At 56.5% G+C, this 26,312-nt stretch carries 29 protein-coding genes; 16 read left to right on the top strand and 13 right to left on the bottom strand.

Translation table 11 applies throughout. The annotated features are described in order from the left end of the window. The 3 genes from VWY34_RS01620 to VWY34_RS01610 all read left to right on the top strand — a co-directional run. Window positions 1-428: TIGR04141 family sporadically distributed protein (locus tag VWY34_RS01620; protein WP_416558523.1), on the top strand; the 428-nt coding region annotated here is incomplete at its 5' end. After that, window positions 425-3,655, top strand: coding sequence for a type I restriction endonuclease subunit R (locus tag VWY34_RS01615; protein WP_416558522.1), 3,231 nt, complete (start codon window positions 425-427; stop codon window positions 3,653-3,655). The genes VWY34_RS01620 and VWY34_RS01615, both read left to right, overlap by 4 nt. Beyond that, window positions 3,652-4,368 (top strand): M48 family metallopeptidase, encoded by a 717-nt coding sequence (locus VWY34_RS01610; RefSeq protein WP_416558521.1) that lies wholly within the window; start codon window positions 3,652-3,654, stop codon window positions 4,366-4,368. Before VWY34_RS01615 ends, VWY34_RS01610 begins: the two co-directional genes overlap by 4 nt. A 30-nt stretch (window positions 4,369-4,398) precedes the next feature. On the opposite strand, the gene brnA is transcribed toward VWY34_RS01610, so the two are convergent. The 4 genes from brnA to VWY34_RS01590 form a co-directional block, all read right to left on the bottom strand. Further along, complete coding sequence (gene brnA / locus VWY34_RS01605) at window positions 4,399-4,614, bottom strand: type II toxin-antitoxin system BrnA family antitoxin (RefSeq protein ID WP_037931637.1); 216 nt, start codon at window positions 4,612-4,614, stop codon at window positions 4,399-4,401. Further along, window positions 4,601-4,864, bottom strand: a complete 264-nt coding sequence (locus tag VWY34_RS01600) for a BrnT family toxin (protein ID WP_416558520.1) — start codon at window positions 4,862-4,864, stop codon at window positions 4,601-4,603. Before VWY34_RS01600 ends, brnA begins: the two co-directional genes overlap by 14 nt. A gap of 80 nt (window positions 4,865-4,944) precedes the next feature. Beyond that, window positions 4,945-5,196: a WGR domain-containing protein gene (locus tag VWY34_RS01595; RefSeq protein ID WP_066009070.1), complete on the bottom strand. Its 252-nt coding sequence runs from the start codon at window positions 5,194-5,196 to the stop codon at window positions 4,945-4,947. Between the two features lie 3 nt (window positions 5,197-5,199). Further along, a complete protein-coding gene (locus VWY34_RS01590) occupies window positions 5,200-5,829 on the bottom strand; it encodes a tyrosine-type recombinase/integrase (RefSeq protein WP_416558519.1) in 630 nt (209 codons plus the stop codon). A gap of 227 nt (window positions 5,830-6,056) precedes the next feature. Here VWY34_RS01590 and VWY34_RS01585 point away from each other — a divergent pair, with 227 nt between their 5' ends. Then, window positions 6,057-6,752 (top strand): hypothetical protein, encoded by a 696-nt coding sequence (locus tag VWY34_RS01585; protein ID WP_416558518.1) that lies wholly within the window; start codon window positions 6,057-6,059, stop codon window positions 6,750-6,752. Window positions 6,753-6,760: 8 nt separating this feature from the next. On the opposite strand, the gene VWY34_RS01580 is transcribed toward VWY34_RS01585, so the two are convergent. Continuing rightward, on the bottom strand, window positions 6,761-7,945 hold the full coding sequence (locus VWY34_RS01580) for a hypothetical protein (RefSeq protein ID WP_416558517.1): 1,185 nt from the start codon (window positions 7,943-7,945) through the stop codon (window positions 6,761-6,763). 111 nt (window positions 7,946-8,056) lie between these two features. Between VWY34_RS01580 and VWY34_RS01575 the strand changes: the two genes are divergently transcribed. Then, complete coding sequence (locus tag VWY34_RS01575; RefSeq protein ID WP_037931651.1) at window positions 8,057-8,308, top strand: type II toxin-antitoxin system Phd/YefM family antitoxin; 252 nt, start codon at window positions 8,057-8,059, stop codon at window positions 8,306-8,308. Then, complete coding sequence (locus VWY34_RS01570; protein WP_037931654.1) at window positions 8,305-8,571, top strand: Txe/YoeB family addiction module toxin; 267 nt, start codon at window positions 8,305-8,307, stop codon at window positions 8,569-8,571. Before VWY34_RS01575 ends, VWY34_RS01570 begins: the two co-directional genes overlap by 4 nt. Before the next feature lie 60 nt (window positions 8,572-8,631). Here VWY34_RS01570 and VWY34_RS01565 read toward each other — a convergent pair whose 3' ends face one another. The 8 genes from VWY34_RS01565 to VWY34_RS01530 all read right to left on the bottom strand — a co-directional run bounded on the left by VWY34_RS01565 (window position 8,632) and on the right by VWY34_RS01530 (window position 15,403). Beyond that, a complete protein-coding gene (locus tag VWY34_RS01565; RefSeq protein WP_267168779.1) occupies window positions 8,632-9,450 on the bottom strand; it encodes a hypothetical protein in 819 nt (272 codons plus the stop codon). Window positions 9,451-9,550: 100 nt separating this feature from the next. Continuing rightward, window positions 9,551-10,177: a phosphoribosyltransferase gene (locus tag VWY34_RS01560; RefSeq protein ID WP_234973794.1), complete on the bottom strand. Its 627-nt coding sequence runs from the start codon at window positions 10,175-10,177 to the stop codon at window positions 9,551-9,553. Next, window positions 10,161-10,847 (bottom strand): DNA-processing protein DprA, encoded by a 687-nt coding sequence (locus VWY34_RS01555; protein WP_037931693.1) that lies wholly within the window; start codon window positions 10,845-10,847, stop codon window positions 10,161-10,163. Before VWY34_RS01555 ends, VWY34_RS01560 begins: the two co-directional genes overlap by 17 nt. Window positions 10,848-10,953: 106 nt before the next feature. Further along, a complete protein-coding gene (locus VWY34_RS01550) occupies window positions 10,954-11,253 on the bottom strand; it encodes a hypothetical protein (protein WP_132953151.1) in 300 nt (99 codons plus the stop codon). After that, complete coding sequence (gene parA / locus VWY34_RS01545; RefSeq protein ID WP_267168778.1) at window positions 11,198-11,869, bottom strand: ParA family partition ATPase; 672 nt, start codon at window positions 11,867-11,869, stop codon at window positions 11,198-11,200. Before parA ends, VWY34_RS01550 begins: the two co-directional genes overlap by 56 nt. A gap of 59 nt (window positions 11,870-11,928) precedes the next feature. Then, window positions 11,929-12,957 carry a replication initiator protein A gene (locus tag VWY34_RS01540; protein ID WP_416558516.1) on the bottom strand — a complete coding sequence of 343 codons (1,029 nt, stop codon included), beginning with the start codon at window positions 12,955-12,957 and terminating at the stop codon, window positions 11,929-11,931. Between the two features lie 317 nt (window positions 12,958-13,274). Continuing rightward, entirely contained in the window at window positions 13,275-15,083 is a 1,809-nt protein-coding gene (locus tag VWY34_RS01535; RefSeq protein WP_416558515.1) for a type IV secretory system conjugative DNA transfer family protein, read from the bottom strand. A 32-nt stretch (window positions 15,084-15,115) separates the two neighbouring features. Next, window positions 15,116-15,403 (bottom strand): hypothetical protein, encoded by a 288-nt coding sequence (locus tag VWY34_RS01530; RefSeq protein ID WP_416558514.1) that lies wholly within the window; start codon window positions 15,401-15,403, stop codon window positions 15,116-15,118. Window positions 15,404-15,639: 236 nt separating this feature from the next. Between VWY34_RS01530 and mobQ the strand changes: the two genes are divergently transcribed. The 10 genes from mobQ to VWY34_RS01480 form a co-directional block, all read left to right on the top strand. After that, a complete protein-coding gene (gene mobQ, locus VWY34_RS01525; protein ID WP_416558513.1) occupies window positions 15,640-16,917 on the top strand; it encodes a MobQ family relaxase in 1,278 nt (425 codons plus the stop codon). 20 nt (window positions 16,918-16,937) lie between these two features. After that, window positions 16,938-17,201: a hypothetical protein gene (locus tag VWY34_RS01520; protein ID WP_416558512.1), complete on the top strand. Its 264-nt coding sequence runs from the start codon at window positions 16,938-16,940 to the stop codon at window positions 17,199-17,201. Continuing rightward, window positions 17,201-17,668, top strand: a complete 468-nt coding sequence (locus VWY34_RS01515; protein ID WP_340252080.1) for a hypothetical protein — start codon at window positions 17,201-17,203, stop codon at window positions 17,666-17,668. The genes VWY34_RS01520 and VWY34_RS01515 overlap by 1 nt, the downstream gene beginning before the upstream one ends. A gap of 27 nt (window positions 17,669-17,695) precedes the next feature. Further along, entirely contained in the window at window positions 17,696-19,603 is a 1,908-nt protein-coding gene (locus tag VWY34_RS01510; protein WP_416558511.1) for a DUF262 domain-containing protein, read from the top strand. Between the two features lie 442 nt (window positions 19,604-20,045). Next, window positions 20,046-20,930: an ArdC family protein gene (locus tag VWY34_RS01505; RefSeq protein WP_416558510.1), complete on the top strand. Its 885-nt coding sequence runs from the start codon at window positions 20,046-20,048 to the stop codon at window positions 20,928-20,930. 299 nt (window positions 20,931-21,229) lie between these two features. Beyond that, complete coding sequence (locus VWY34_RS01500) at window positions 21,230-21,901, top strand: restriction endonuclease subunit S (RefSeq protein WP_416558509.1); 672 nt, start codon at window positions 21,230-21,232, stop codon at window positions 21,899-21,901. A gap of 7 nt (window positions 21,902-21,908) precedes the next feature. Beyond that, complete coding sequence (locus VWY34_RS01495; protein WP_416558508.1) at window positions 21,909-22,214, top strand: hypothetical protein; 306 nt, start codon at window positions 21,909-21,911, stop codon at window positions 22,212-22,214. 59 nt (window positions 22,215-22,273) lie between these two features. Beyond that, window positions 22,274-23,794: a type I restriction-modification system subunit M gene (locus VWY34_RS01490; RefSeq protein ID WP_416558507.1), complete on the top strand. Its 1,521-nt coding sequence runs from the start codon at window positions 22,274-22,276 to the stop codon at window positions 23,792-23,794. Next, window positions 23,787-25,037, top strand: coding sequence for a restriction endonuclease subunit S (locus VWY34_RS01485; RefSeq protein WP_416558506.1), 1,251 nt, complete (start codon window positions 23,787-23,789; stop codon window positions 25,035-25,037). Before VWY34_RS01490 ends, VWY34_RS01485 begins: the two co-directional genes overlap by 8 nt. Then, window positions 25,034-26,312, top strand: a 1,279-nt coding sequence (locus VWY34_RS01480; protein WP_416558505.1) for a DUF6119 family protein, incomplete at its 3' end; no start/stop codon positions are given. The genes VWY34_RS01485 and VWY34_RS01480, both read left to right, overlap by 4 nt.

Genomic DNA, 26,312 nt, shown 5'->3' with positions numbered 1-26,312 from the left:
CGGACAAGAAGGATTTCATCCACTTGAAAGATGGCAACTCTTCAGGACCGATCAGTCATCTCTGGTCCCAAGGAGTTGTCAGTGCGGATGCCTTTATCTCTGACAAAGAGTTCAGAAAGAAGCTTCGCGCCAAGGTAAAGTCTGTTAAGGCTGGTTTCGAGGTCCACCTTCCTATGAGCACCGATAAGGTGGTTCGAGAGGACTACCGTGTCGTCTATGGCATAATGAGACCCCCTTATGCAGACGGGACTCTCGGTTTGCCGTTCTTCAGTAAGGTAAGTTTCCAAGCTGCTGTTGAGCGTCTCGCACAGTTCGGCATTCCTGTCGCAATCGAGCTTATTGAAAAGCCTGCTTCAGATTCTGACGATGGCGATGGCGGAAATGATGTCCCCGAAGTCACCGACGATGTGATTGAGGAGGCAGCATGAATCAGCACTATGCACCTCAAGGTTTCAATCCCGCCGAAAAGTACCAATCCCAGATACCTGCAATACAGACGCTGGTTGCGCTTGGCTTCCAGCCGTTGTCACAAGCGAAGGTCGATCAGCTGCGGGGCAAAACCCGCAGTGTGATCCTCGACAACATCGTTGTGGAACAGATGTTGAAGCTCAACAGCTACAGCTATCGCGGCAAGAGCTATGCGTTTGACCTGGAAGACGCGCATGAGGCGCTGCGCCGCCTCAAGCCGACCCCTGACAAGCTCAAGGGGCTGAAGGGCACGAACCAGGATATCTATGATCTTCTGGTTCTGGGCACGACGATCTCCAAAGCGATTGAGGGCGACAGCAAGAGCTATTCCTTCAAGTACATCGACTGGGAGACGCCCGAGAACAATGTCTTCCATGTCACGGCGGAAATGAGTGTCGAGCGGATGGCCAGCACCGCGACACGGCGCTGCGATATCGTCTGCTTTGTGAACGGCATTCCGTTCATCGTGATCGAGAACAAGCGCCCGACAGAATCGCTCAAGAAAGCCGACAGCCAGTTGATCGGGTATCAGAACGAGGACAACATCCCGCAGCTTTTCCACTATGCGCAGCTCTTGATGAGCATGAAGCGGCAGGAAGCCCGCTATGCCACCGTGGGTACGCCGCGCAAGTTCTGGCAAATCTGGCGCGATGAAGAGGATCAGGACGCGGACATCTCCACTGCGATCAATCGACCTTTGACGGCAGAGGAAAAGAGCGCTGTTTTCTCCGGCGACCTTGCCGACGCGCGCGTCTTTTTCGAGGAGTTGGCAGCGGGAGGAGAAAGGTCGATCAGTGAACAGGATCGCGCCATCTACGCGATGTGCCGACCGGCGCGCCTTCTCGACCTTGTGCGCCGTTTCACGGTCTTCGATGGAGGGGTGCGCAAGATAGCTCGCCATCAGCAATTCTTCAGCATCAGAATAGCTCTTGCTCGCTTGAAAGGTTTCGACCTGGAAGGTCGCCGCAAAGGCGGGGTGATCTGGCACACGCAAGGCTCAGGGAAGAGCCTGACGATGGTGATGCTTGCGCGCGCGCTTGCTCTTGATAAAGACGTAAAGGCTTCCCGCATTCTGATCGTCACGGATCGTGATGATCTCGACAAACAAATAAAGGGTACGTTCAAGTCTTGTGACCTTGAACCTGTACGAGCAGCCACTGGCGCTAACCTGATCGAGCTGATCAAGAACCGCACACCTCTGGTCACGACAATCATCAACAAGTTCGATACCGCCATGAAGGTGGATGACTTCAAGGATGACAGCGCCGACATCTTCGTTCTCGTCGATGAAAGCCACCGCAGCCAGACAGGCCGCTATGGCGGGCACGGCAAGTTCGCCTTGAAGATGCGCCGCATCTTGCCGAACGCCTGTTATCTCGGCTTCACGGGCACGCCGCTTCTGAAGAAGGACAAGAACACCCTCGATACGTTCGGGGGGTTGATCCACAAATATACGATTGATCAGGCGGTGAAGGATGAAGCGGTCGTCCCTTTGCTCTATGAAGGGCGCTTGGTCGAGCAACAGGTGAGTGGAGATGTCGTCGATACTTGGTTCGATAAGATCAGTGAGGGGCTGACGGAGAAGCAGAAAGCCGATCTAAAACGAAAGTTCTCGCGAATGGATGCCTTGTCAAAAACGAGCCAAGCCATCCGCGCCAAGGCGTTCGATATTTCAGAGCACTACCGCCAGTATTGGCAGGGCACGGGTTTCAAGGCGCAACTGGTGGCACCCTCAAAGGCCGCTGCCGTGCGCTTCAAGGAGGTTCTCGATGAGATAGGCCATGTGACGAGCGAGATCATCATCTCCGCCCCTGACGACAAGGAAGGTAACGAGGAAGTCGATCAGGAATCCAAGGACTTGGTGCGCAAGTTCTGGGACAAGATGATGGCCAAGCACAAAACCGAGGACGAGTATAACCGGCAGGTCATCGACGCCTTCAAGGGCTCAGGCGATCCCGAAATCCTAATTGTCGTTTCTAAGCTTCTGACCGGCTTTGACGCCCCACGAAACACCGTGCTCTACGTTTGCAAACCGTTGCGTGAGCACAATCTTCTTCAAGCCATTGCCCGCGTGAATCGTCTCTATGAGGACGACGACAAGGAAAAGCAGTTCGGCTTCATTGTCGATTATGAGGGGCTTCTTGGAGAGCTCGACGCAGCACTTACGACCTACAGCGCTTTCGAAGGTTTCGACGGTGATGATGTCGCAGGATCATTGCATGACATTCGGGAGGAAATTCGCAGGTTGCCGCAGCTGCACGACCAGCTGTGGGATGTCTTCAAGGAGGTTCGCAACAAGAAGGACATGGAACAGTTCGAGCAGCTCTTGGCTGACGACGCGAAGCGAGCAGACTTCTATTCTCGGCTGAAGGACTATGGCCGCTGCCTGCACATCTCACTTTCCTCAGAGAAGCTTTATGACGTGTTTGACGAGGCGGCGGTTTCCACCTTTACGAAGGATTGGAAAGCCTTTTCCGAGCTGAAGCGCTCAGTCCAGCTGCGCTATCAGGAAACCGTCGATGTGAAAGAGTTCGAGCCCAAGATTCAGAAACTGCTCGACGATCATGTCACGGCGAAGCCTGCCGAGGTGATCATTGACTTAGTGAATATCAACGATCCTGATGCGTTGAATGCTGTGATCGAAGAAGAGGGCACGACTGCCGCCTCCAAGGCGGATCGCATTGCAAGCGCCACTAAGCGCACCATCACGGAAAAGATGGAGCAAGACCCTTCCTTCTACAGGCAGTTCTCCGAGATGCTCGCTGAGACGATCCGCGACTATCGCGAGAAACGGATTTCGGAGAAGGATTACCTTAAGACAGTCGTGGACTTGGCAGCTCGCGTTGCGCGTCGCGATCATGGCCGTGACATGCCCGAAAGCATCAAGGGAGACACGGACGCTCAGGCTGTCTTCGGCGTCCTTGAACCGATCCTGAAGGAGATCAACGGCGGTGTTGAGGATACTGTGGCAGCCGATGTCGCGCAGTCGATCATCGGGATCGTCAAGGATCACCACATTGTCGATGTCTGGTCGAACGAGATGGCGCAGAACAACATGCGCAACGCTATCGACGACTATTTCTTCGATGTCGTGCGCGACGAGAAGGGCATCGACATTCCCCTCGACCTTCTCGACGACATCGAGCTGCGGATCATGGATATCGCGCGGGCTAGGTTCCCCGGATGAGTGCCGAGGTTCTTGAGGCTAGCTTCGGCAGCGAGACGATCCGTTTTTCTGTCGTGAGGCGGGTTCGCAAGACCCTGTCCATAAGCGTCTTGCCCGACCAGCAGGTCGAGGTTGTCGCGCCCGAGGACGCGAGCTCTGAATGTATCATCGAGAAGGTGCGCAAACGCGCGCCGTGGATATGCAAGCAGCTGCGCTACTATGCTCAGTTCCAGCCCAAAACGCCAGAACGCCGGTATATCGGCGGCGAGACCCACCTGTACTTGGGGCGGCAGTATAAACTCAAGGTGATCCCCGGCATACAAAGCTCCGTCAAGATGCAGCGCGGTCAGCTGATGGTTTGGAGCACAAAGCCAGGTCGAGCCGCCCACACCCGTGAGCTTGTTCGAGACTGGATGTTGCAGCGGGCCCAGATCAAATTTGCCGAACGTCTGGATGTCTGTCGAGGACGTTTTTCCGACCCTGAGAAGGTCGTCCCAAACGGCCTCATCATTCGCGAGCTGAGCTATCGCTGGGGCTCGATGACAGGCCGGAAGAATCTAGTCCTCAACCGTACTCTGATCAGGGCCTCGACGGAGGCCATAGACTATGTGATCACGCATGAGCTGTGCCATATCGAGCACCCCCATCATGGACCCGCCTTCTTTGACCTATTGAGGCGCGTCATGCCGGATTGGGAGGCTCGGAAACTCAAGCTCGAACGACAACTCGCGTAGCTGGTCCAGGACCGGCTAAACTCGATCAGTTTACTCTAGCCGCTCCGCGATCCACATCTTGATCAGCGCCTGACGGGTGATGCCCAGCTTCTGGGCTTGCCGGTCCAAACCGGCAACCACCCAGGTTGGGAAATCCACGTTCACCCGCTTGGCCTCGACATTGAGGCGGCGCGCCTTTGTCCAATCGACATGGGCGGACATGTCTTCGCCCGCCTCAAACCGTTCGTCGAATTCAGTCGCCTTCATAGTGATCAATCTCCTGCTTGCGAGCGCGGCGCACGGAGATGATCCGCATCCGGTCGCTCCGGTATGTGTAAACAGCCGTCCAGTGTCTGGCCCCGATCATGCCAACCGCCAGAAAGCGTGGCTCATCCGTGACGTTGGCAGGGGCCTCGATCAGATAAGGATCATCCCAGAGGGCCTGGGCCTCATCAAAGTCGATCCCGTGCTTTTCACGGTTCGCGGCGCTTTTGTCGGGGTCATACTCGAACTTCATGAAGGGCAATATATGTTGAAAATGGTATAATTACTATACTTTTCGGCCTGTCAAGAAGCTTGTGCGAGTCCGTCACGCTATCACCTGAACATCGCCAGCTGCTGAGGCTCCACCCAATAGCCCCGCTGACGCTTGGAGGCTTCCAGTGTGACCAGAGCCGCAACGGCCTGGTTCTCGTCCTCGAACCAATCCATCCGAACCTGACCGCCCTGCCCTATGCGGCCCCATTCGCGGTACAGCGTCCATTCGCCGAACAGGTTCGGCATGACCGCCATCCGGTAGAACCGGGCCATTTTCTGCGCAGGCTGACGTTTTTCAAGATAGGTCTGCATGGCTCAGAGATGATACTTGCGCGCAATTTCCAAGGCTTCGGCCTGTTCGGTGCCGATGTATTCCTTGGTGCTCTCAATACTGGCATGGCCGAGCAGCAGCTGGGCCGCGCGCAGGTTGCCGGTCTGCTGGTATATATGGGTCGGGAAGGTCCGGCGCAGCGAATGCAGGCCGTAGAGGCTGGGATCGAGGCGGGCCTTCTCCAGCCAGACCCGGAACAGCCGCCAGAGCTGACTTTCACTGAGATGGGACTGGGACCACCGTGCCCCCTGCCCCGTGAACAGCCAGCCGTGCATCGGCTTTTCTGAAGCTGCGAGATAGGCGCGCAGGCTGTCGCGCGTGCCCGAGGACAGCCGCGCCTGGACCGGGCGGGCATTACGGGCCTCAGTTTTCTTCTGCCGAATTTCCACGATCTCGCGCACGCCTGCCGGCGTGGCCACATCCGAAACCCGCAGGCGCACCAGATCCGATCCTCGGAAACTGGTGTCGAGGGCTGTGTTGAACAGCGCTAGGTCACGCATGGCTTTCTCTTGGCGCAGGATCATCCGGATCAGGGATACCTGGTCGGGCGTCAGCGGGGGTTTTTTGCCCACGACACGGCCCTTGTTCCAGGTGGTCTCAGCGGCAGCTGTCACGGGCAAATCCTTGCGAGGTTATATGGATATATTACCCATAAAGCTTGCATGACGGAAGCGGCATGTTGCGAGATGCTGCACTTTCCCCATGTTTTGTTGGGTTTTCCGTTTGGCGTGTCATGCGAGCTTTTAACAAAAAGCTCGCATGAAGGATTGCACGCCACGACAGGACAAGTGTTCTTAGAGAACGAGAAGTTTCTTGATCGAAACAGGCTTTGGCTCCTTACTTGAGGAAGTTTGAAAAGTTAGGATTTGCTTTGCCAATAAACAATCTCACCTTGCGGAAGGCGCTAAAGTTAGCCTTTTCAGACCCTGCCTCTCGTCGCACTGACATACGCGGCATTATTCGTGCGGACAGAGCGCGAGAGGCGGGCACTGACAGCGGCGGCGGCGATTTCTATGGCCCATTTTGGTATGATGCTAAGCAGCATGTTCTAGGCCTATCAGATTTGCACGTCGATACGCAGAGCCGCATTGATTCCAATCCAAGGAGGCAAAATCTGTATCCCCAATTGAGGGATGGTTTTTTACTTTGGTGGAGTGAGCGACGACGCTGGGTAAACTCTCCGTACGAGCAAGGCGACAATCATTTTGGCCAAATTTATATCTCTCAAATCGGAATGACTATCAGAGTGGAAAACCTGATATCTGTGATTGATGGCCATGGCGATGAGTATGCTGTTTATCCATATTTCTCCCCAGAACCGAATATATCAGAGGATGCAGGCAGGTTCGGCCTTTGGGGCATGACAGAAGCTTTAACAGAGATTTCCCCCTCGCAACTTCGGTTGCTGGACGTAATTCGGGGACAGTCATTTTCGTTAGATCGAAGCCCCTTACAAGGTAACGAGCAAGAAGTTTTCACTGCTCGTTTAAGCGCTGTAATTGAGGAATACGAGGCGTTGCTGTCCGAGTATGAGTAGCCGAACAATCAAGCGGAGCTGATAGTTTCAAAAAACCCTTTCAGACCATTCTGGAACGGATCGAGCGCATGTGTTCGCTCTTCGGCCCAGACGATCCAGTCGCTGAGGGGTCTACCTTCAATGTCGGCATCCCCCTCAATTTGCAGACGGCGGCGTAGTTCTTCGATGAATGCCAAAAGCCGATCGCGCTCCCGCCAGTTTTCAACATGGTCCTGAAACCGGCTCCAACGCCTGTGATCAATCTCTTGTTGTCTTTGGCGCTCACGACGTTCTGCTTGCTCTTGCTCATAGCGGCGATGTCGCTCCTCACGCTCTCGCGCGGCCTCTGCCAAAAGTGGCCCTGCCGCGATAATCGCGCTAACGATATCGGGCAGGATAATCGCCATTTTCTTCTTGGACGTTTCAATCCAGTCGCGATTACGACCATTGACATAAGTGTCGAACCTCACGCGCAGGAAACCAGAGGAAACAAGGCCTGTTTGGTGGTGATGGGGAAAGGCCGTCCACTTCCCTGCCCCCTCCATGATCTTTGTCGCCCTCGACATTTTCTCAGCGATTACGCACTTGAGCTCTTGCTCGTTGACAAGGAACGTCACCTTGCCTGTAAGCTTGGCTTCGCCGATCTGTCCCCCTTGCTTCTCAATCGCGCGAAACAGGGTGCTTGTCACCCTGAAGCGATATCGGTCACGCGCAGTGAGGTCGCTGATATGAGGAAGTGATCCTCCCCAAAAGTCGCGCGACCGTTGCCGGTTTTCCGCTCGACGGCTCTCCTGTAGCTGACGGTGCTCTGCGACCCATGCCTTCACCTTCGGGTGCAGCGCTCGCATATGGTCAAGGCTTTCGTCGTCTTCATCGAAGGGTGGTAGTTCCGCAACGGACTCAGCGTCGCGAGATGGGACGGACGCAGGTACTTGCGGTTTACCACTGCCCCGCGCTGGCTTGATTGAAGGGGAGGTCTTTTGGGGCGGTTCGAATGACGGCAAAGGAGGCATTTCAGGAGCACGGCCAACGGCCTTTTTCTGCCAGTAGCCCAAGGGTGGCGTAGGAATTTGGCGCTTTCGACAAAGAGCGGCCAAGCCTGGCCCGTTCGTCGCGAGTTGGGCACCAAGCTTGCTCATGGGGGTCTGCCAGACCAGTTCGTAAAGTTCCTCGCGAGAAATTTCCTCTGCGGGGCGGGTAACGATGTCATCCATGTGAGCCCTTTCTCTTTCGTAAATTCTCCATGAAATTGACTGCCGCCTTCGTACCATCCCTTTACTTGTACTTAATATTGTACATATAGAGGGAAGCAAAGGAGAGTCGACATGGATGTTATGACCTACTCAGACGCACGAGCTCAACTGAAGGGCGTCATGGATCGAGCGATCCACGACAAGCAGGAAATTGTTGTGACGCGCAAAAAAGGTGAGTCCGTCGTGGTTGTATCCTTGGAAACCTGGAACGCCGTCAACGAGACGCTGCACCTCTTGTCCACACCGAAAAACGCATCCCGCTTGCGCGCGTCAATCGCGCAACTCGATGCTGGAACTGGCGAAGAGCGTGAGCTTACCGAGTGAAGCTGGTTTTTTCCGATCAGGCCTGGGAAGATTATCAGTACTGGGTCAGCACCAACGACAAGGTACGTGACCGGATCAACGAGCTGATCAAGCAATGCAAGCGGACCCCCTTCAAAGGAACCGGCAAGCCGGAACCTTTGAAGGGAGATCTGACCGGCTGGTGGTCACGGCGGATTTCTCAGGAAGATCGAATGGTCTACCGGGTTAGTGGTACTGGCGACGGCCAGAGCCTAGAGATTGCACAACTGCGGTTTCATTACTGAATTTCCTGTCTGTTGCTTCATGGAGATGGTTGTGAACAGAGCGGGGGCGTAGCCATAGCTCTATAGCTTCTCGCCAGTTTTGCTTTCGTGCCATTCGCGTATGCGCATGCATAGAAGGCCGACCAAAGGTGCTTCGAATAAGGGAATAATCGCATCGTCTGGCGTAAACGAAGGTGCTTCGTACTGGTCCATCGACCATGTACCGATAATCTCTCCGTCACGGGTCACGACTGAGCCATCATCGCAGAGATTGATCGGATAGATCAAAGCTCCATCAGACGGGACGCCGTAGCGCTGCCACGCTTCTCGAAGCGAGTCTCCCGTCAGCTGCGTTGGAGGATCAAGCGGCGGCAACTCGGGCTTCGGCTCGCGCTTCCCGGTTTTCCTTCGTTGTTTCCCCTGCCGCCAAGGTGGTGAAGGGTTTTCAGCTGCGCGCTCCATTTGCCGACGAAGGTTTCCCTCGTCAAAAGCCCCGCCTGAACTGATCTGATCCTGAAAGACAGCAGCGTAGCCGATAATCTCTGGCATCCGTCCCTCGCTCGCAGGGATGCTTGGGATCGATGTGTTGAACTTTGGGGCGAAGGAACGAATGGCCGTGCTTTCCCTTTCGTGCATCTCGTCAGGTGGGCAGGGTGCCAGAGCGAGAGACCACGGCAGTGAGACGTCAGAAACACGGTGGTAGAAACGGCCCAAGCTATCAATTGGTCGCTCCGTCAGGTCCCATGACTGCCCTATGTAGACAATCTCCTCCGCGCAGCCGATCAAGTAAACGCCGCTTCTCTGCTTAAGCCCAGTGTAAAGAGCATTCAGATCTCGATGTGGATTGCGGACAAAGACCTGCCGTCTCCATGCCAGGAATTGTTTATGGTTATTCAGCATCTATGCCTATTGTCAGTCAGTCTGTGATCATCGTTCGTAATTTGTCTTAATAACTCAATTCCCATTTCCGCCACATACCCACAAACCCACATCTTTTCATTTATGGGTCACGGTGGGTCTTGCCGGATGGGTAGCCAATGATGGTGCCTATGGCCGGATCAACAATTTTCTCAATGTCTTCTTGCAGGCCTTGCGTCCGGATCATTGCAAAAATACGAATTTCTGCGTCCGGGCAGACAGCCCGAATGAGTTCCGCGCAAGCAAAGCTTGTCCGTCCCATGGTCAGAACATCATCCACGATGGTGATCTTGTTCGGCACGAAGAACGGTCTCTCCGCCTCGATGCTTTCCAGGTGAATAGGGACAAGTGGTCTTTCCGCCGCCGGTGAATTTGACGAACGCGGTATAGCCCTCGTTCTTTTCAGATAGGTTTGTACATCTTGGCCGAACCCGTGCTCGTGCAACACGTCGCAGATCACCTTGGCAGGCCAAAGCGCCCCATCGGGGAGTGGCGCCGAGCGCGGTACCGGCACCAAGGTGACATCAGGCCCGAGAAAAGGCCGCAGAGCGTCCGCCTTCGAGTCTTGCAGGTGCGGAACGGTCGAGGCGATGACATTGACCCGGCCAGCCTTGATCGCGCCACAGGCTTTTCGGGAGGTTACAGACAGCTCCGAGCTACCGCGTGGGGAATAGTTGGCGAAGGTGCCATACTCATAGCTCGAAGGCACGAACGCCCCCAGCAGTGTAGTTCGGAATATCGAGCAAGATATCGGGTAGGTCTTCACGGCGCAGGATTTGTGCTCCGTACTCGATGAGCTGTTTCGGCCAAGTTAGGTTCGGATTGGTTGCGACGTTCTCAAGCAGGTAGAGATCGCGGCCAAGCCGGATAGCTTCCCATCCCTGGTGGCGGGTCCCGCTCTTCTCGCTTGCTTCGATCACGATGGTAGCATCGCAGATGAGCGCCATCGTCCGGTTGCGGCGCGGGAAATTCTCGCTCTTGCCTGGATAACCTTCGGGAAACTGGGAAATCGCTAGGTGATCACGCTTGATCTCTTCAAGTAGACCGGCATTCGTGGCCGGGTACGCCTTGGATAAGGGCGTGCCGAGCACAGCTATAGTGCGCCCGCCCTCTTCTATCGCAGTTCTATGCGCCACTGTGTCGATGCCTTCGGCTAGGCCGCTGACGACAATGATACCCTGCTGCACCAAGGCACGAGTGACAGCCTGTGCTCGTTTGATGCCGTCCGGGGTGGCTTTTCTTGAGCCGACAATCGCCACGCGCGAGCCTTCGGTCAAAAGCGCGGTATCACCCGCCGTGTACAACACGTCTGGTGCGTTCTTTTCCTCGACCGGGCCGAATGGCCCAAGGGCTTCTCTCGTTCTCAGCTCTGCATGCATTCTCATCATGCGGTGACGTTTCTTGCGCCGCCGCCCTCCCCTTTGTTTTTAAGCCACAAATCCCGCCTGCGCAATATTTCACACAAACCCACATTTGTGCTTTTGTTCATTTGCGGGTTATGCCCGCATCCTCTTCCAATTCTTGCGTGCGCTGTTCAATGAAGGCTTGGAGTTCACCTACCATTTTCCGATCCGTCGCACTGCACGCCGTTTTGAATCGCGTGTGCAGGCTCGCCGGAAGATCAAGGCTCAGGCGCTTGGTCGGCTCATCCGGCATGGTCTTCGCGACCGGCTTGTCTGCCCGTGTTGTGTCATGCCCTGCCCCACCACGTTCAAACGCGAGGATTTGGTCATCCGTTGGCTGCTGCTTCGGCTTCGGAGCCGCCGAAAATGTCTTCTTCGACATACCGCTCAATCTCTTTCGTTAGTTGGTTGATCTCGCGGGCCGCATTGCTATCGCCAGCCCACTCGAAAATCGTTTGCCCCATGGTCATACCTTCAGCGAAGGCCACCCGTTGCTCGATCTCACTTGCTAGGATTGGCAAACCCGCCTCGGCAGCCATGTTGCGAATATCTCGCCCTATGACAGTTTTCCCTATTTTGCGGGAAACCACAAACCCACATTTGAGGGAAGACTTGAATTCCTGCGCTTCTTTGACTTGACGCACTGTCAGGTCAGATGCCCACGTCGAGAGACCGGACGGTTCGATGGGCAACGCCACAAAGTCCGATGCAACAATACAAGATCGGGCAATCTCCTCCGCGTGCGGCGGGCCGTCGATGATGGTGTGAGTATAGTCTTGGGCAAGCTTTAGCGCGTCCCGCGCCATGTTGGCCCGTGCCATGCTGACAACCTGGAAGGGCGCATCTTCGCGCAGACTTGCCCATGTTGTGGCCGAGCCTTGCTTGTCAGCGTCGATCAGAAGCACCCGGTGGCCTTGGCGTGCCAGACAGCCCGCCACGTTCACCGATAGGGTGGTTTTGCCGACGCCGCCTTTTTGGTTCAGGAAAGATATGATCATGAGTCCACCTCACCACATTCGTGGGAAAGCGTAAAGCCACAAACCCACATTTGTGCGTTTTAATTCTGGTATGCGCCTCGCTTATTGCAGAAGGCCAGAAAGTGCTTATCGGCATCCTTCACGTCGATAGCCTTGTCATGCACCCATGACCGCCACTCGTTTTCCAGCACGTATACGTCCCACCCGGGCGCAAGACGCCGCGCCTCATCATGTGTATCTGGTTTTCTGAACCGCAACGCTAGGAAGGAGGGGGCGATCACCGCCTCAGCCACCTTGGGGCGAAAGACAACATTATCGCTTTCGACGCTCATGGTGTAGTCGGGAAGATGGTCGTGCACCGCGTCATCTTCGATGATCTTCGAAATCAATCGCCTGAATTCTTTCGTGGTTGAGCCTGACCCGCACTTGTCGCGCAAGAGTTCGAGCCCACACTTCCACTTGGGTTGTGCGCCGCAATGCTTACGGGCCAGTTCATAGAGTCGCCGTTCAAGCGGTTTTCGGAGGAAAAAATACTGCTTGTTCAATGTCAGAACATGATTGTTCTCGATGGCATCAAACACCCAATCCGACAGTGTGATCTCGACATCCTGCATCCGACCGTCACGTGTCTCCCGAACGATTTCCGCGGACTCGATCAGGCCGAACACTTTAAAATATTCCTTGCCACCTTGGCGGATATTCGTCTCGATCTGCGTGCCTTGCAGACGCCGCAGCGCATCCTTCAAGAGCTGGTAGCCTTGGCCCGAGGTCTGACGGTTCGTCGCCACCAGCAAATCATGAGCCTTGAACCGCATTGACCGGTTGACTTTGCGGCCTTCATTGAGTGCAGCCATGCACTGACTGATACAGTAGATCAGCACGTCACGGTCATGGACTGTGGCCAGCCCGTAGCGTGACGGTGAGACCTCAATCGAATTATCACCATTCTGGTAGCGTCGCGGTTTCATGTCCGGCTTGGTCGAGAGGGTAAACACAGGATGTTCCATCGAGGCCATGTCGCCCTTCGGCACCGCGTCCACAATGTCGCAAACGAACAGGTCTTTTTGCGGATGCCGGTCCGGCAGGAGCGGGGAGCGTGCATTCGTCATTTCACACACCCTCTGCTCAGCTCACGATTCGTCATTTCACACACCATGACTCACTATCGTCATTTCACACACCGATCGTCAAGATTCGTCATTTCACACACCAACGGCCTGTGGATAACTTTTCTAAGCTATCGTCATTTCACACACCCAGATTCGTCATTTCACACACCAAACTTCGTCATTTCACACACCGGCCTTCTGGAAAACACTATTCGTTTCAAGGTGTTGTTGGGCATTTTCCAAGGTGTAACTCTATTATAACTCTATTTAACTCCCTCAGAACGCGAAACCTTTAACAAAATTCCAACGCACAACTTTCAACTCAGGGGGTTCTGATCGAACCTTCCCCGGTAGAGCTTGCTCTTGAAATACACATTCTGCTTGGCCTTGAGCGGGTTGCGGTTACCCACCAACAGCAGCAGATCATCTGCCTTCATGCCCGTGATTTGCTCAGCCGTCATGAGCTTCTGACGCTGCTCCGAGTAGGAAAAATCACGGCCCTCGTGCGGGGCTTTGCCCTCTCGAATTTGCTGAGAATAGACCGTGCTTTCCCCGAGGTGGCGCGCTGCCCATTCGGCGGTTTCGATATCGTTGAGGTTGAAGACACGCTTGGTGATGCAAGAACCGAAGATCGACCGGGCATCGTTTGGCCCATAGGCCTTTTCGACCTGACCAGTATCCTGGGTAACGAACAGCGCTTCGACACCGGCCCCTGCGGCGACATTGGCGATGTTCATGATCTGCTCCATGCGCCCCATGCGTACGAATTCATCGAGAACCAACAGGATCGGAGCCTTGACCTTGCGCCGCCCGTCCTGGCGCACAACCGTGCCCAGGACAAGGTTGATGAACAGGCGCATAAAGATCGCTTGCTTGTCCACCTGGTCGAGCGGCACCGCGATGAAGAGATCGACCCGATCATCGAGAAGATCATCCATACGGAAGCTGGACCCGGCCAGGAAGTGGCGCATGTTGTCGGACTGCATCCACTCAAAAGCTTTCGAGACCGCTGTTTGAATCGACCCTCGTTCTCTGTCACCTGCGCGCAGGATCGTGGCAGCAGTCTGGGCCGGGCGGTGGCCGACAAGGTCGGCGTTTTCGGCCCAGGCCTCAAGCGTGCCGTCGAGGTTTGCTGACAGAAGCAGATCGGCGACGGCGATCAGATTGCGCCGGTTGGGTTCTTCCTGGGTCACGATCACTTCGATCGCCGCCGCGACCAGCTGGCGGGCCATTTCCGAAAAATGTGCCCCGTCGCCTTGTTCCGGTTTGACCAAGCCGTCCGCAACCAGGGCCACGTCGCGCGCCAGCTCGTGGGGCCGGATGTAGTCGAGCGGGTTGAACTGATCCTTTCCATCCTCGACGAGGCCGAAAGGGTTGAGGACGGCCACCTTACGCCCGAGCTCTTCGCGGTGGCGGCGCGTGACGGCGAAATTTTCGCCCTTGATGTCCAGGACGACGACCGGCCCCTGGTGGTCGAGGATCGCCGGGATCACGGCGCTGACGCCCTTGCCGCCGCGTGTGCCGGAGACAACGAGGTGATGCCCGCCGCGCCATCCCTTCGCATCGTTCTTGACGTAGCGCAGGAGCTTGCCCTTGTGCAGGGCGAGGGGCAGGCCGGTCTTGTTGCGCTTCAGCTGGGCCACGTCACGCGGGTCCATCCATCCCGCTTGCCAGGGGCCGGTGCGGGATTTGCGGTTGCGGCCAATGCGCGGATTGAAGATCGCCACCAGCGGGGTGCTGACAGCGACAGCCACGCCGAAGGCCCCGAGCGCGAAGGAGATCGCCATGGCCTGTTTCTGCGGATCAGAATACCGCGCCAGCCCCTTGAGTCCTTCCCAAATGGCACGGGGGAGGGGCCAGCCAGCGCCCGTCCATGCCTGGACAATCGCCAGTATGTCATTGAGCGGCGCTCTGAGGGGCGTCAGGGCTGTGAGGGCGGCAGCGCACAGGCAGACCCATGCGAGGAGCTTCAGCGGTGTCCTGTGACGCTCTGCGGCGGTTCCGAGGGTGTCAAGGATGGTGGCCATGGCGATGATCGGGAAGGCATAGGTGGTCACCGGGTAGATCGCGACCGCTTGCGGAGCGAGGATCAGGGCGGCAGCGGCCAGGATCACAGCACCGATCATGATCACCCAGTGGCGGGCTTCCAGAACAAAACTCATGACCGGTCCTCGTCGTTATCGGGAAACAGAATCTGCCAGAGTCCACGGTCGCGATCCCGCTGGGTGAGGCGGTCTGGCAGGTCGCGCCGCACGATGCTCTGAAGAGCAGGTTCGGCGCTCAAACGGTCGAAGACCAAAGTGCCCAGGAGCCATTTGAGGCGGTCTTCGTCTTTCTTTTCGGAGAGACGCCGCCGGGCATCGAGCGCTGCGATTTGAGCGTCGAGCTGAGCTTTCTTCTCGGCCAGTTCTTTGATCCGGGCGTCGGTCGGGCGGCTTTGGGACATGGGGAAACCTCGGGAATAATCGGGGCGAATGTAGTGGCGGATTGATAGGTTGAAAAGATTTAAATGCGCGCTTATACATTGTCTTCGACAACGTGCGCGTCCTCATGGGGGTAAACCCCCGCGCCGGACGGCTTCCCCCCAAGGCGGCGATGCCGCCTGAACGAGGGTTTCACCCTCGCGCTCCCGACCAGCGCAACCAGGCGCTGGACCCTGTTTTGAAGAGAGGCGCTCGATCCGTGGCGATCTATCATCTCAGTGCGAAAGTGATCAGCCGGGCAGGGGGCCGGTCATCGGTCGCAGCCGCCGCCTACCGGACGGCTGGGCGGCTGCGGGATGACCGTCAGGGATTGGAGCATGACTATTCGCGCAAGGGTGGCGTTGTGCATTCCGAGATCATGGCCCCCGAAAATGCGCCCGACTGGATGCGTGATCGAGACCAGCTCTGGAACGCCGTCGAAGCCGTCGAGAAGCGGCGCGATGCCCAGCTTGCCCGCGAGATCGAAGTGGCGCTGCCGCGTGAGCTTGATCGGGGCGAGCGCCTGGAGCTGTTGCGCGGCTTTGTTCAGCGCGAGTTTGTTGATCGCGGCATGATCGCGGATGTGGCCATTCACGAGGGCAAGGCCCGTGATGGTCAGGGTCAGCCCCATGCGCATGTCATGCTGACCATGCGCGAGCTGACCGGCGAGGGGTTCGGGAAGAAGGATCGCAGCTGGAATGCGCCGGATTTGCTGATGGGCTGGCGCGAAGCCTGGGCGCGGGATGCGAACACGGCTCTTGAGCGGGCAGGGCGGTCGGAGCGGATCGACCACCGGTCCCTTGATGTTCAGCGCGCCGAGGCCGAGCAACAGGTCGAGCGGGCGCGCGGGGGCGGGCAGGAAGAGCTGGCGCTTGAGCACGAGAAAAAAGTGGTCGAACTCAGCCGCGAGCCCGAGCCGAAAATTGGACCATCGGCCAATGCCCAGGAGAAGCGCGGGATCGTCACCGAGCGCGGCGACGCCTTCCGCGCGGCGCAGGCGCGCAATGCACAGCGCCAAGAGTTGGGTTGGCGGCAGTTGGAATTGCGGCTGGAGCTGATGGAGCGCGGGCGCGCCTTCATTGCCACCGCACGCGAGCGGCTGGATCAGCTTTGGGGCCGCGCCGAGGCGGCGATGTCACGGATCAAGGAGAAGGTTATGGGCGAGGTTGAGAGGCCGCAGGCTGGGGCCGAGCGGGGCGATATGGACGCGCGCCGGGCGGCGGTGTTGGGGCGCGATGTTGATCGACCCGAGGTGCAAGCGCCGGATGTCGGGCGGGAGAGGGTTGCGCCTGACGATCCAGACCGGGATCGTCGGGACGCCATCCTTGGGCGTGTGCGCGATATCGGACAGGAGCGGGATGCAGCGGCGGTAGAACGGGACATTGCCGCCCGCGACGGCGAGGGCCGTGACCAAGGGCGGCGGGATGACATTCTCGGGCGGGGACGTGATACTGCGTCCGAGCGCGGGCAGGGCCGCGATCGCGACAGAGAACGTTAAAAACTGAAAGGAACCACACGGTGTTTGAAGATCGCTACCACAAGGACCAGCCCGCTGTGAAATCAATGGCGCAGCGCATTGCGGACAATAGCCCACAAGTGTTCGCGACCAGTGATGATTTCGTCGCTGCCTACGGCCAAGAGGCAGCCGACATGGTTGCCAAGGGGGGCCTGCTTGCGGCCCTTTGGGATATCGGGATTGATGCTGTTCCCGCATCGTTCGAAGGGGAAGGGCGCGACCAGCCAAAGGGCTTGAAGACTAGCCCGGTTGATACGGCTTCCTAATGTTTGGCCTCTTCAAAAAGCAAGAGAAGCAAACGCAGCCGCTTCCCACGTACACGGACGTATACGACACCATGCTGTATCAAGCGCCGGATGGGACCCCGAAAGGGGCGTTGCCGACGATCTATGCATTTCGGGTGAAAGACGCATCGCGGTCACTCGACCCAACGCCATCTTTCGCACTGCTTGAAGTGGAGGACGAGATCCAAGCATGGCAACAAATTTTGAACGCGCCTGTCAGCCTAAATGACGATGGGCATATCACGGACGCACCGCTTCTCCGATGGAACGATGTTCCAAGTCTATTGACCGCTGATGATGAGTTCGTCGTGACGTATTTCCCTGTGCGCGAGAACGAAGGTTGGCCACCTTTGGCCCTTCAGGCGCATCCGTTCGATACCGCGTTGTCGATCAAGCCCGCACGTGACCGGTACTATTTTGAACAAAACAAGTTTATCGGTTTATTTTGAGCAAAGCTCTTTAAGAAAGGCAATATTATGGATGCTGACGATCACCCCGTGGAAGTTGTACTCAAAGAGGCCCGTCGCTTCATGGTGCCGCTGTATCAACGCAAATATCAATGGGGTGACAAGCGTTTAGAGCCTTTTTGGGAAGATGTCACAGCTAAGGCCATTGAGGTTTTGGAAGGGGACGCAAAGTTCGAACATTATATGGGTGCGCTGATCCTGTCTCCGGTTGATCAGGGGTCGCAGATCGGCATCACGCCTGTCGTTCAGGTCGTGGATGGCCAACAGCGCCTTACAACTTTTCAGATCATGTTGGCGGCGTTGCGCGAAGTCGCCCGGCACCATGAGTTGGCTGACTTGATCGAACACATTGACGGCTATCTTTTAAACGTTCCGAAGAGCAAAGACAGCGACCCGCTGACGAAGTTCAAGCTGAACCCTACGCCGTCAGATCGCGAGCTGTTTCACGACCTAATCGAGATGACTTATCCTGAGGTCTCAAAAAAGTACCGCCATCTCTATTGGGGACGAGGAGTGCCAAAGAATACGCCATTTCCAGCTTTCAGGGCGTATCACTTGTTCTACAGCTGGATTGACGATTTTTCGTTTTACGGACCGGACGAAGAAAGCGAGATCGACCTCGACGCAAATGCACCAGAGACGGTCGAAGATGCAGGCGTTGAACTTGATCTCGTGGCTGAACGACTTGAGGCTATATTGACGGCCATGCTGGATCGCCTGAAGCTGGTCGTAATTACCCTCGGTGAGAATGATGATGCTCAGGTTATTTTTGAGACGTTGAACTCACAGGGTGAACCGCTTTTGGCGATGGACCTTGTAAGAAATAACATCTTCCACCGGGCCGAAAAGCAAAGCGCATCGGTGGAGCAACTTTACACAAAACTTTGGACACCGTTTGACATGGGTTGGTGGAAAGAGGCTGCGCCGAATGCGCGTCCAACCCGTCCACGTATTGACCATTTTCTCGCGCATACTCTTGCCGCAGAAACTGGCGAGAAAATTTCTATGCGGGAACTTTACGCTGAGTATCGCGCGTTCGCTGTCCCGAAGAACAAGCCGCGCTTTGAGGACGTCGAGGACGAGTTGCGCCTGATCGAGGCCTACGCGCCGCTCTACGAGACCCTAGAAGGCCGCAAAAACGAAGATCAAACCTTGCATTGGCTCGGGCGTAAGCTCGCAGCATGGCAGGTTACAACGGCTTACCCGATCGCTATGCAAATCGGACGCTCTGACCTCGACCACGACGAGCGCCGTGAATTGTCGGAGCTGATCTATTCTTACCTCGTCCGTCGTGCAATCTGTGGTCTTACAACGAAAAACCTAAACAAGCTATTTCAGTCACTTAGCGCAGAGTTCAAAACCGACGGGCCATCCGTGGATGTGTTCAGAAGATTCTTTTCTGATCGAAAGGGCGATAGCAGTCGCTTCCCGGACGATACCGAGTTTCGTCGGGGCGTTCTCAGCAACAATGCTTACGCGATCTCACCAAGACCCAGACTGGTGGACATTCTCTGGGAGCTTGAAGTTGCAAGCCGAACGAAGCTGGCTGAGCACGGTGAACGGCCAGAAGGGCTCTGGGTCGAGCACGTTCTTCCGCAGTCTTGGGGCAAGGATTGGCCTTTAGCTGACGGCGTGACGGTCGATCCTGCCTCTTTGGAGCAGGAGACAATTGTGCGAAACGCTAAGCTTCACACCTTGGGCAACCTGACCCTCCTTTCAGGAGGACTGAACATTTCGTCAGGGAACAAGAGCTTCAAAAAGAAGAAGGCGAAATTCAAAGAACATACTGGACTATTTCTGAACAAATGGTTTGAGAAGCACGACCAATGGACAGAAGCAGAGATTGAAGAGCGAGGCGTTGCGCTTGCGATGCTGGCAATTAAAATTTGGCCGAGTCTAGAGGTAGTAGATGTGTGACGCAAAGGTTTGGCTTAAGCCACTTTGGTAACAAAGAAGCTATAAAATGACGTGATCCCGGCGGTGCGCCGGTCTCGCTTTGAACGATAGACAGGGCAGGGGATCGACGGGCTGACCCCCGCTCACCCCAGCCCTGACAGTTTCCAAATCCCTGTTAATCCGCCTGCCATCCTGGCAGGTCCGAGAAAACCGGCAAGCGCCGCCTGCGGCGTCGGTTCCGGTCGAGAATTCCGGTTCCTCCCACGCGCAGGCGCGCGGTTCCCTCCCAAATTCACGCCCTCCACCCGGTTGTCACGGCCCCGCCAGGCCGCAGGACGGGCTTTGCCCTTACCTGCTCTGCCGTCCGGAATGCATGGGCATTCCAAACAGCAGAACAGGAAGGCCCGCCCATTGGCGGAAAGGGGCTCAGGCTTCCACCGCGTCACTTACAGGAGGGTCACAAATGACCGCAGAGAAGTTTGACGTTTATTCTCATGTCACCAATCAGATCATCGCGCAGATCGAGGCAGGAACGCCACCATGGCGCAAGCCGTGGACCGGTAGCGGTGCATCGGTCAGCTTGCCGGAACGGTTCAACGGCGAAGCCTATCGGGGCATCAACATCCTGATGCTTTGGGCCACGGCGATGGCCAAGGGTTACAGCTCAGCTCGCTGGATGACGTTCAATCAGGCCAAGCAGCTTGGGGGCCATGTCCGCAAGGGCGAGAAATCCGCAACCGTGGTGAAATACGGCACCGTCGAGCGCGAGGACGAGAGCGGCGAGGAACGCCAAATCCCCTACGCCAAAGCCTACCGCGTGTTCAACGCCGACCAGATCGAGGGCTTGCCTGCTGAATTCTACATCCTGCCCGATCCGCCCCGTGATCTTGGCACCGTAGCTGACCCCGAGTTGGAGGCGTTCTTTGCTGCGACCGGTGCGCAGATCGACGTGACCGAGGAGCCGCGCGCCTATTACAACATCAAAACCGACCGTATCCACATGCCGCCGATCGCGACCTTTCACAGGGCCGCAGGATATTACGGCACCTTGGCGCATGAGCTGACCCACTGGACAGGGGCAACAAAGCGGCTTGACCGTCTTGGCCGGTTCAATGACCGCAAGGCCTACGCGTTCGAGGAGCTGGTTGCGGAAATCGGGAACTGCATGCTTTGCGCACAGATCGGGGTGGAGCCTGAATTCGACCAGAGTGCTGCCTATGTCGAAGGATGGCTTGAGGCGATGAAGGAAGACAGCCGCGCGATATTTCGCGCCGCCTCCGAAGCGCAGAAGGCCGTGGATTACATCATGGCCTGCACCGCGCAGGCCGACCGGATGGCCGCTGAGTAACGGCCCGCACCGCCGCAACGATCGAGGCCCCCGTCAGTAGGCGGGGGACTTTTTGCGTTGTGGAGTGATCGTGGATGTGGGCGGTTTCTGGGTGACCTGTCGGCGGGCAAGCTGAAGGCCACCCGCCGACAGGCCCGGCGCTTCGCGCGGACGGGCATGAAATGCCCGGAGGGCCGTTTGGGGATGTAGGGTGATGAGCTAAGCAGTTTCAGTGTGGCCTGTGACATCAAAAATTGCAGTAGACAAGCCTACGCACAAATTTCTTGACATCAACGCCTCGACGTCTTATTTGTATGAGCATGAGCTACAACATAAAAAATATCACCTTGGGCGAAGCGTGCGAAATTCGAGCGGGCTATGCCGCCAGAACCGCCCTCACAGAGGACGCCGAGAAGGGCGTTCCTGCTATCCAACTGCGTGACCTTCAAGGTGAGCGGGTCAGTCTAAGCGTGGCAGGGAAATATGCCTTGGATGGCAAGCTCGACCGTTACCTGGTTGAGCATGGCGATGTCCTGTTCCGCTCTCGCGGAGACAACAACACAGCCAGCATTGCCATAGGAGGTGCAGGTGAAGCAGCGGTAGCGTTGCTGCCAGTGATGGTGATCCGCCCGAGCGGAGACGATCTCCTTCCAGAATACGTCGCGTGGTCGATCAATCAGCATGAAGCGCAACGGCACTTAGACTTGGGTGCGCGCGGGACAAAGCTTCGGATGATCCCGAAGGAATGTCTTGAAACGCTACCGCTGCACATACCGAGTCTGGCAGTGCAGCGGATGATCACAGAGCTCGATGCCCTGTCCGCAACAGAAACCCGGCTTCTGCACGAACTGGCTGACACGAAAAGAAAATTCACGAGATTCGCCCTGCTTCAACAGGTGCGAAACGCTCAGCTTCACGGCAATGAAGCTGAGCATAACGGTGCCCACCGCTCCTCGAAAAGCTCGGGCAAATTGCAACGGACAAACTCATGAGGTGAACATGTCCATCAACATTGGAAGCTACCACGCCGAAGGCCCTTTCGGCAATGAAAACAACTTGCAGGCGCGCTCTGGCGTTTACGTGATCCTCGGACGGCACGGCGCGGCGTCCACCTGGAACGTGGTCGATGTCGGAGAGTCGCAGAACATTCGGGAACGGGTGTCGAACCATAACCGCGCGCCGTGCTGGCGCGGACAGGGGCACGCGCAGCTGTCTGTCGCCGCGATCTATGCCGACGCACACAACAGGATACTGATCGAGCGCCAGCTGCGTGCGCAGTTCAACCCGCCCTGTGGATTGATTTGAGAAAAAACTTGGGGCGGGCACATGCCCCGCCCCACAATGAGACACAAAAGGATTTGAAAATGAACGATAAACTGACACAGGCGGAAGTGAACAACGCAGCATGGGCTGCCTGCGACACCTTCCGGGGCGCGGTCGATCCCGCGCAATACAAGGACTACATCTTGGTGATGTTGTTCTTGAAGTATATCACGGACAACTGGAACGACCACTTCGAGACCTACCGCAAGCAGTATGGTGACGATGATGTGCGCATCCGCCGCCGCATGGAGCGCGAGCGCTTCTACCTGCCCGAAGGCGCAAGCTTCTATGACCTCTATGAACAGCGTAACGAGCCGAATATCGGCGAGCTGATCAACATCGCCCTCGAAGACATCGAGGACAAGAACCGCTCCAAGCTCGAAGGCGTGTTCCGCAACATCGACTTCAACTCGGAATCGAACCTTGGTCGCACCAAGGATCGCAACCGCCGCCTGAAGAACCTCCTCGAAGACTTCAACAAGCCTGCCCTCGACCTGCGCCCGTCGCGGGTGAAGGAAGACATCATCGGCGAAACCTATATCTACCTGATTTCACGCTTCGCCTCGGACGCAGGCAAGAAGGCAGGTGAGTTTTTTACCCCAGCCCCCGTCTCCGGCTTGCTGGCAAACCTTGCCGCGCCAAAGGAAGGCGACACCATCTGCGACCCTGCCTGTGGCTCGGGCTCGCTGCTGATCAAGGCGTCTGAAATGGTCGGCTCGAACAACTTCGCCCTCTACGGGCAGGAGGTGAATGGCGCAACATGGGCACTGGCACGGATGAACATGTTCCTGCACGCTAGAGACGCCGCGCGCATCGAATGGTGTGACACCCTGAACAGCCCTGCGTTGATCGAGGGCGATCACCTTCAGAAATTCGATGTCGTTCTCGCCAACCCTCCGTTCTCGCTCGACAAGTGGGGCGCGGATGATGCGGACACAGACCAGTATCACCGTTACTGGCGGGGCATTCCACCCAAGTCCAAGGGTGATTATGCCTTCATCACGCACATGATCGAGATCGCCAAGCGCCAGTCAGGGCGCGTGGCGGTGATCGTGCCGCACGGCGTTCTGTTCCGGGGTGGGGCAGAGGGCAAAATCCGCCAGCAGCTGATCGAGGAGAACCTTCTCGACGCGGTTGTCGGGTTGCCTGCGAACCTCTTCACCACCACGGGCATCCCCGTTGCCATTCTGGTTTTTGACCGTTCCCGCGAGGAAGGCGGCGCGAACGCGGATCGCAAGGACGTGCTCTTCATCGACGCCAGCAAGGAGTTCACACCTGGCAAAGCCCAGAACGTGATGGACGAGGACACCCATATCAAGCGGGTGCTCGACACCTACAGCGCCCGCGCCGAGGTCGAGAAGTATTCCCACCTCGCCAGCACCGACGAGATCGCCGAGAATGGCTATAACCTCAACATCCCGCGCTACGTCGACACCTTCGAGCCGGAGGAAGAGATCGACGTTGCCGCCGTGCAGGCGGACATCGTGCGGATCGAGGGCGAGCTAGCAGACGTGCGCGCCAAGATGTCGGGTTATCTGAAGGAGCTCGGAATTGATGCGTGAACATGAGCTGACAATCGAAGAACTATTACCGAAGACAGGATGGGCGAAAATTAAGCTTGGCGAGCTCGGTGTATTCGTAAAAGGCAAAGGAATAGCCCGTTCTGACGTCTGTGAAGAGGGGTATCCATGTTTGCGATATGGAGAAATCTACTCAACGTATGAGACCGTAACCACGGGTCTTGTCTCTAAAGTATCGCCTTCAGCTGCCGACCAAGCCTGCGCTTTGGAGCACGGTGATATCGTATTTGCGGCTTCAGGGGAAACTGCTGAGGAAATCGGAAAAGTCGTAACGTACACGGGAAAGGAGCGGGCTTGGGTTGGTGGCGATACAGTCATCTTGAGAGGGCATGGTCAAAACGCTGTCTTTCTCGCTCACGCTTTGAACTCTGATCCCGTGGTTCGCCAGAAGGCTCGCTTGGGAAAAGGGCAATCTGTTGTCCATATTCATGCACCAGACCTCGCAACTGTCGAGGTTTTACTTCCTCCGCTCTCCGAACAACGCAAGATCGCAGCGATCCTGCGGATCTGGGACGAGGCGCTCGAAAAGCTCAGTGCCCTGCGCTCAACCAAGGCAAGGCAGCTGGGTGGACTGGCTCAAACTACGATGGGACGTGGTGGGGTATTCCCTGCTCATTGGCAACAGAAACCGCTCTCGAAGGTCTGCACGCCAGTTAAGCGAAAGAGTTCGGGCGGCGATCATTCTGTCATGACAATATCGGCGAAGTCTGGTTTCCTCATGCAGTCCGACAAATTTGCGCGAAACATGGCGGGGCGCAGCGTCGAACGCTACACGCTCCTTCATGAGGGCGAGTTCGCCTACAACAAGGGCAACTCAAAGACTGCCCCTTATGGCTGTGTGTTCCGGCTCGACCGTGACACGGCGCTTGTTCCGTTTGTCTATTATTGCTTCGCTCTGAAGCCGGGGCTTGATCCCGAGTTTTATGACCATCTCTTTGCCGCAGGCGCGCTGAACTATCAGCTCTCGCGCCTGATCAATTCGGGTGTTCGCAACGATGGCTTGCTCAACCTCTACTCCGACGACTTCTTCAGCTGTCGAGTGCCAGTTCCGCCAATCGAAGAACAGAAGCGGATCGCACAAGCTCTGACAACAGCCAAGCGAGAGCTTGCGCTCCTAGACGAGGAGATTGCTGCCCTGACCGACCAGAAGCGCGGCTTGATGCAGAAGCTTCTGACAGGCGAATGGCGTGTCGAGGCCTCGGACGATGAAGAGGCGGCGGCATGACTGAGAAAACAAAAATGCGCACACTCAACGTCCGGCTCCTACGGAAAGGACGTACGCCCGAAGACGCCTTCACCGAGACATTTGCATCAGACGCTGATCGAGCACTTGAAGAACGGCCGTGGGGTGCGGGCGAAGGAGCGCGGCTGTTCATCGGACAGATTTACTCTAATCCGCCTGGCTGGCGTGATCTGTTGCAGCAAGTCAGCCCCGATTTGCCCGAAGGCATCTTCACAGGCGGTGCAGGCGCGGTTGTCTTTTTACCCGTCGGGGATCGCATTGCCGCCGTGTGTTTTGGTCATGCCCATATCGCATTGAACGATCACGCTTTCGAGCGTCAGTTCGGCTTGCGGGTCACGCTCAACAGCGTTCCGAGAGACAAGCTTCGATCCATTGATCTGGCAACACCAGATGCCGTCACGTTTCAGAAACGTGTGCAGGCGAGCAAGGACAGCGATGTCCAGGCTTTTGGTGTTGATATGCTTCGCGATCTCGCCCGGGTCGCGGGTGGCACGCCGCGCAAACCTGCCTTTGCCAGCTTCGTTGCCGGTAAGGACAGCTTGTCGATCACGTGCCGAGTGGAACCGGACAAGTTCCATGAGAAGTGCGCTGAGATCATCTCGGAGTACACCAAAACGACCTATCAAAAAGAGTTCGCATGGGTCGATAACATGCGAAGAGTCGAGGAAAAGGATACAATCGAGAAGCTCGACGCGAGTATCGAAAAGGCGATCAAGGACTTAAAGGCGGGTAAGGCCAGCGATCTACACATGACGCCCCCAGAAATCGTAAATTACACTGAGGGGTCTCTGCTACACTACAACGGTTTTGGGAGCCACGGCACAAATTTCCACAGCCTTTCTATCAAGGACTATATCGCAGAGTTGAAGCGCTGCGCCTTCAAAGGCGGAATCTCCGAAGTCAAGGAGAAGCACCGCGTCAAGGCGAAGGCTGATGACGAAGGCGAGTTTTCTGAGAAGTGGCGTGTATATGATTGCTTTGTTTATGAAACAACACTCGGCACAGGTGCGAGCCAAGACTACTATGTCCTCTTCGCCGGTGATTGGTACAAAGTCGAAAAATCGTTCAAGAACCGTATCGAAGCCGCCTTCAACGCGATTGAGCGGGTTACCATTGTTGGCAAGACAACCTGCCGCAACGAGGAAGAACTGATTGACCACCTTGAGGCCAGTCGCGACGACCTGGTCAAGCTGGATCGTACTAAGATCAACCCACAGAACGTGCGATATGCAAATATCGAACCTTGCGACTTTTTTT

It is taken from the genome of Phaeobacter sp. JH20_02 (assembly GCF_048056915.1).
Taxonomy (GTDB): Bacteria; Pseudomonadota; Alphaproteobacteria; order Rhodobacterales; family Rhodobacteraceae; genus Phaeobacter; species Phaeobacter bryozoorum.
This window is presented reverse-complemented; position numbering and strand designations above follow the sequence as displayed.

Coding starts and splice junctions, on each gene's coding strand:
- VWY34_RS01505 (WP_416558510.1), top strand. CDS start 20,046: ATGACCGCAGAGAAGTTTGACGTTTATTCTCATGTCACCAATCAGATC.
- VWY34_RS01495 (WP_416558508.1), top strand. CDS start 21,909: ATGTCCATCAACATTGGAAGCTACCACGCCGAAGGCCCTTTCGGCAAT.
- VWY34_RS01490 (WP_416558507.1), top strand. CDS start 22,274: ATGAACGATAAACTGACACAGGCGGAAGTGAACAACGCAGCATGGGCT.
- VWY34_RS01565 (WP_267168779.1), bottom strand. CDS start 9,450: ATGCTGAATAACCATAAACAATTCCTGGCATGGAGACGGCAGGTCTTT.
- VWY34_RS01540 (WP_416558516.1), bottom strand. CDS start 12,957: ATGACGAATGCACGCTCCCCGCTCCTGCCGGACCGGCATCCGCAAAAA.
- VWY34_RS01535 (WP_416558515.1), bottom strand. CDS start 15,083: ATGATCGGTGCTGTGATCCTGGCCGCTGCCGCCCTGATCCTCGCTCCG.
- VWY34_RS01485 (WP_416558506.1), top strand. CDS start 23,787: ATGCGTGAACATGAGCTGACAATCGAAGAACTATTACCGAAGACAGGA.
- VWY34_RS01610 (WP_416558521.1), top strand. CDS start 3,652: ATGAGTGCCGAGGTTCTTGAGGCTAGCTTCGGCAGCGAGACGATCCGT.
- VWY34_RS01595 (WP_066009070.1), bottom strand. CDS start 5,196: ATGCAGACCTATCTTGAAAAACGTCAGCCTGCGCAGAAAATGGCCCGG.
- VWY34_RS01550 (WP_132953151.1), bottom strand. CDS start 11,253: ATGTCGAAGAAGACATTTTCGGCGGCTCCGAAGCCGAAGCAGCAGCCA.
- VWY34_RS01530 (WP_416558514.1), bottom strand. CDS start 15,403: ATGTCCCAAAGCCGCCCGACCGACGCCCGGATCAAAGAACTGGCCGAG.
- parA (WP_267168778.1), bottom strand. CDS start 11,869: ATGATCATATCTTTCCTGAACCAAAAAGGCGGCGTCGGCAAAACCACC.
- VWY34_RS01515 (WP_340252080.1), top strand. CDS start 17,201: ATGTTTGGCCTCTTCAAAAAGCAAGAGAAGCAAACGCAGCCGCTTCCC.
- VWY34_RS01575 (WP_037931651.1), top strand. CDS start 8,057: ATGGATGTTATGACCTACTCAGACGCACGAGCTCAACTGAAGGGCGTC.
- VWY34_RS01555 (WP_037931693.1), bottom strand. CDS start 10,847: ATGCATGCAGAGCTGAGAACGAGAGAAGCCCTTGGGCCATTCGGCCCG.
- VWY34_RS01500 (WP_416558509.1), top strand. CDS start 21,230: ATGAGCTACAACATAAAAAATATCACCTTGGGCGAAGCGTGCGAAATT.
- VWY34_RS01580 (WP_416558517.1), bottom strand. CDS start 7,945: ATGGATGACATCGTTACCCGCCCCGCAGAGGAAATTTCTCGCGAGGAA.
- VWY34_RS01615 (WP_416558522.1), top strand. CDS start 425: ATGAATCAGCACTATGCACCTCAAGGTTTCAATCCCGCCGAAAAGTAC.
- VWY34_RS01600 (WP_416558520.1), bottom strand. CDS start 4,864: ATGAAGTTCGAGTATGACCCCGACAAAAGCGCCGCGAACCGTGAAAAG.
- VWY34_RS01510 (WP_416558511.1), top strand. CDS start 17,696: ATGGATGCTGACGATCACCCCGTGGAAGTTGTACTCAAAGAGGCCCGT.
- brnA (WP_037931637.1), bottom strand. CDS start 4,614: ATGAAGGCGACTGAATTCGACGAACGGTTTGAGGCGGGCGAAGACATG.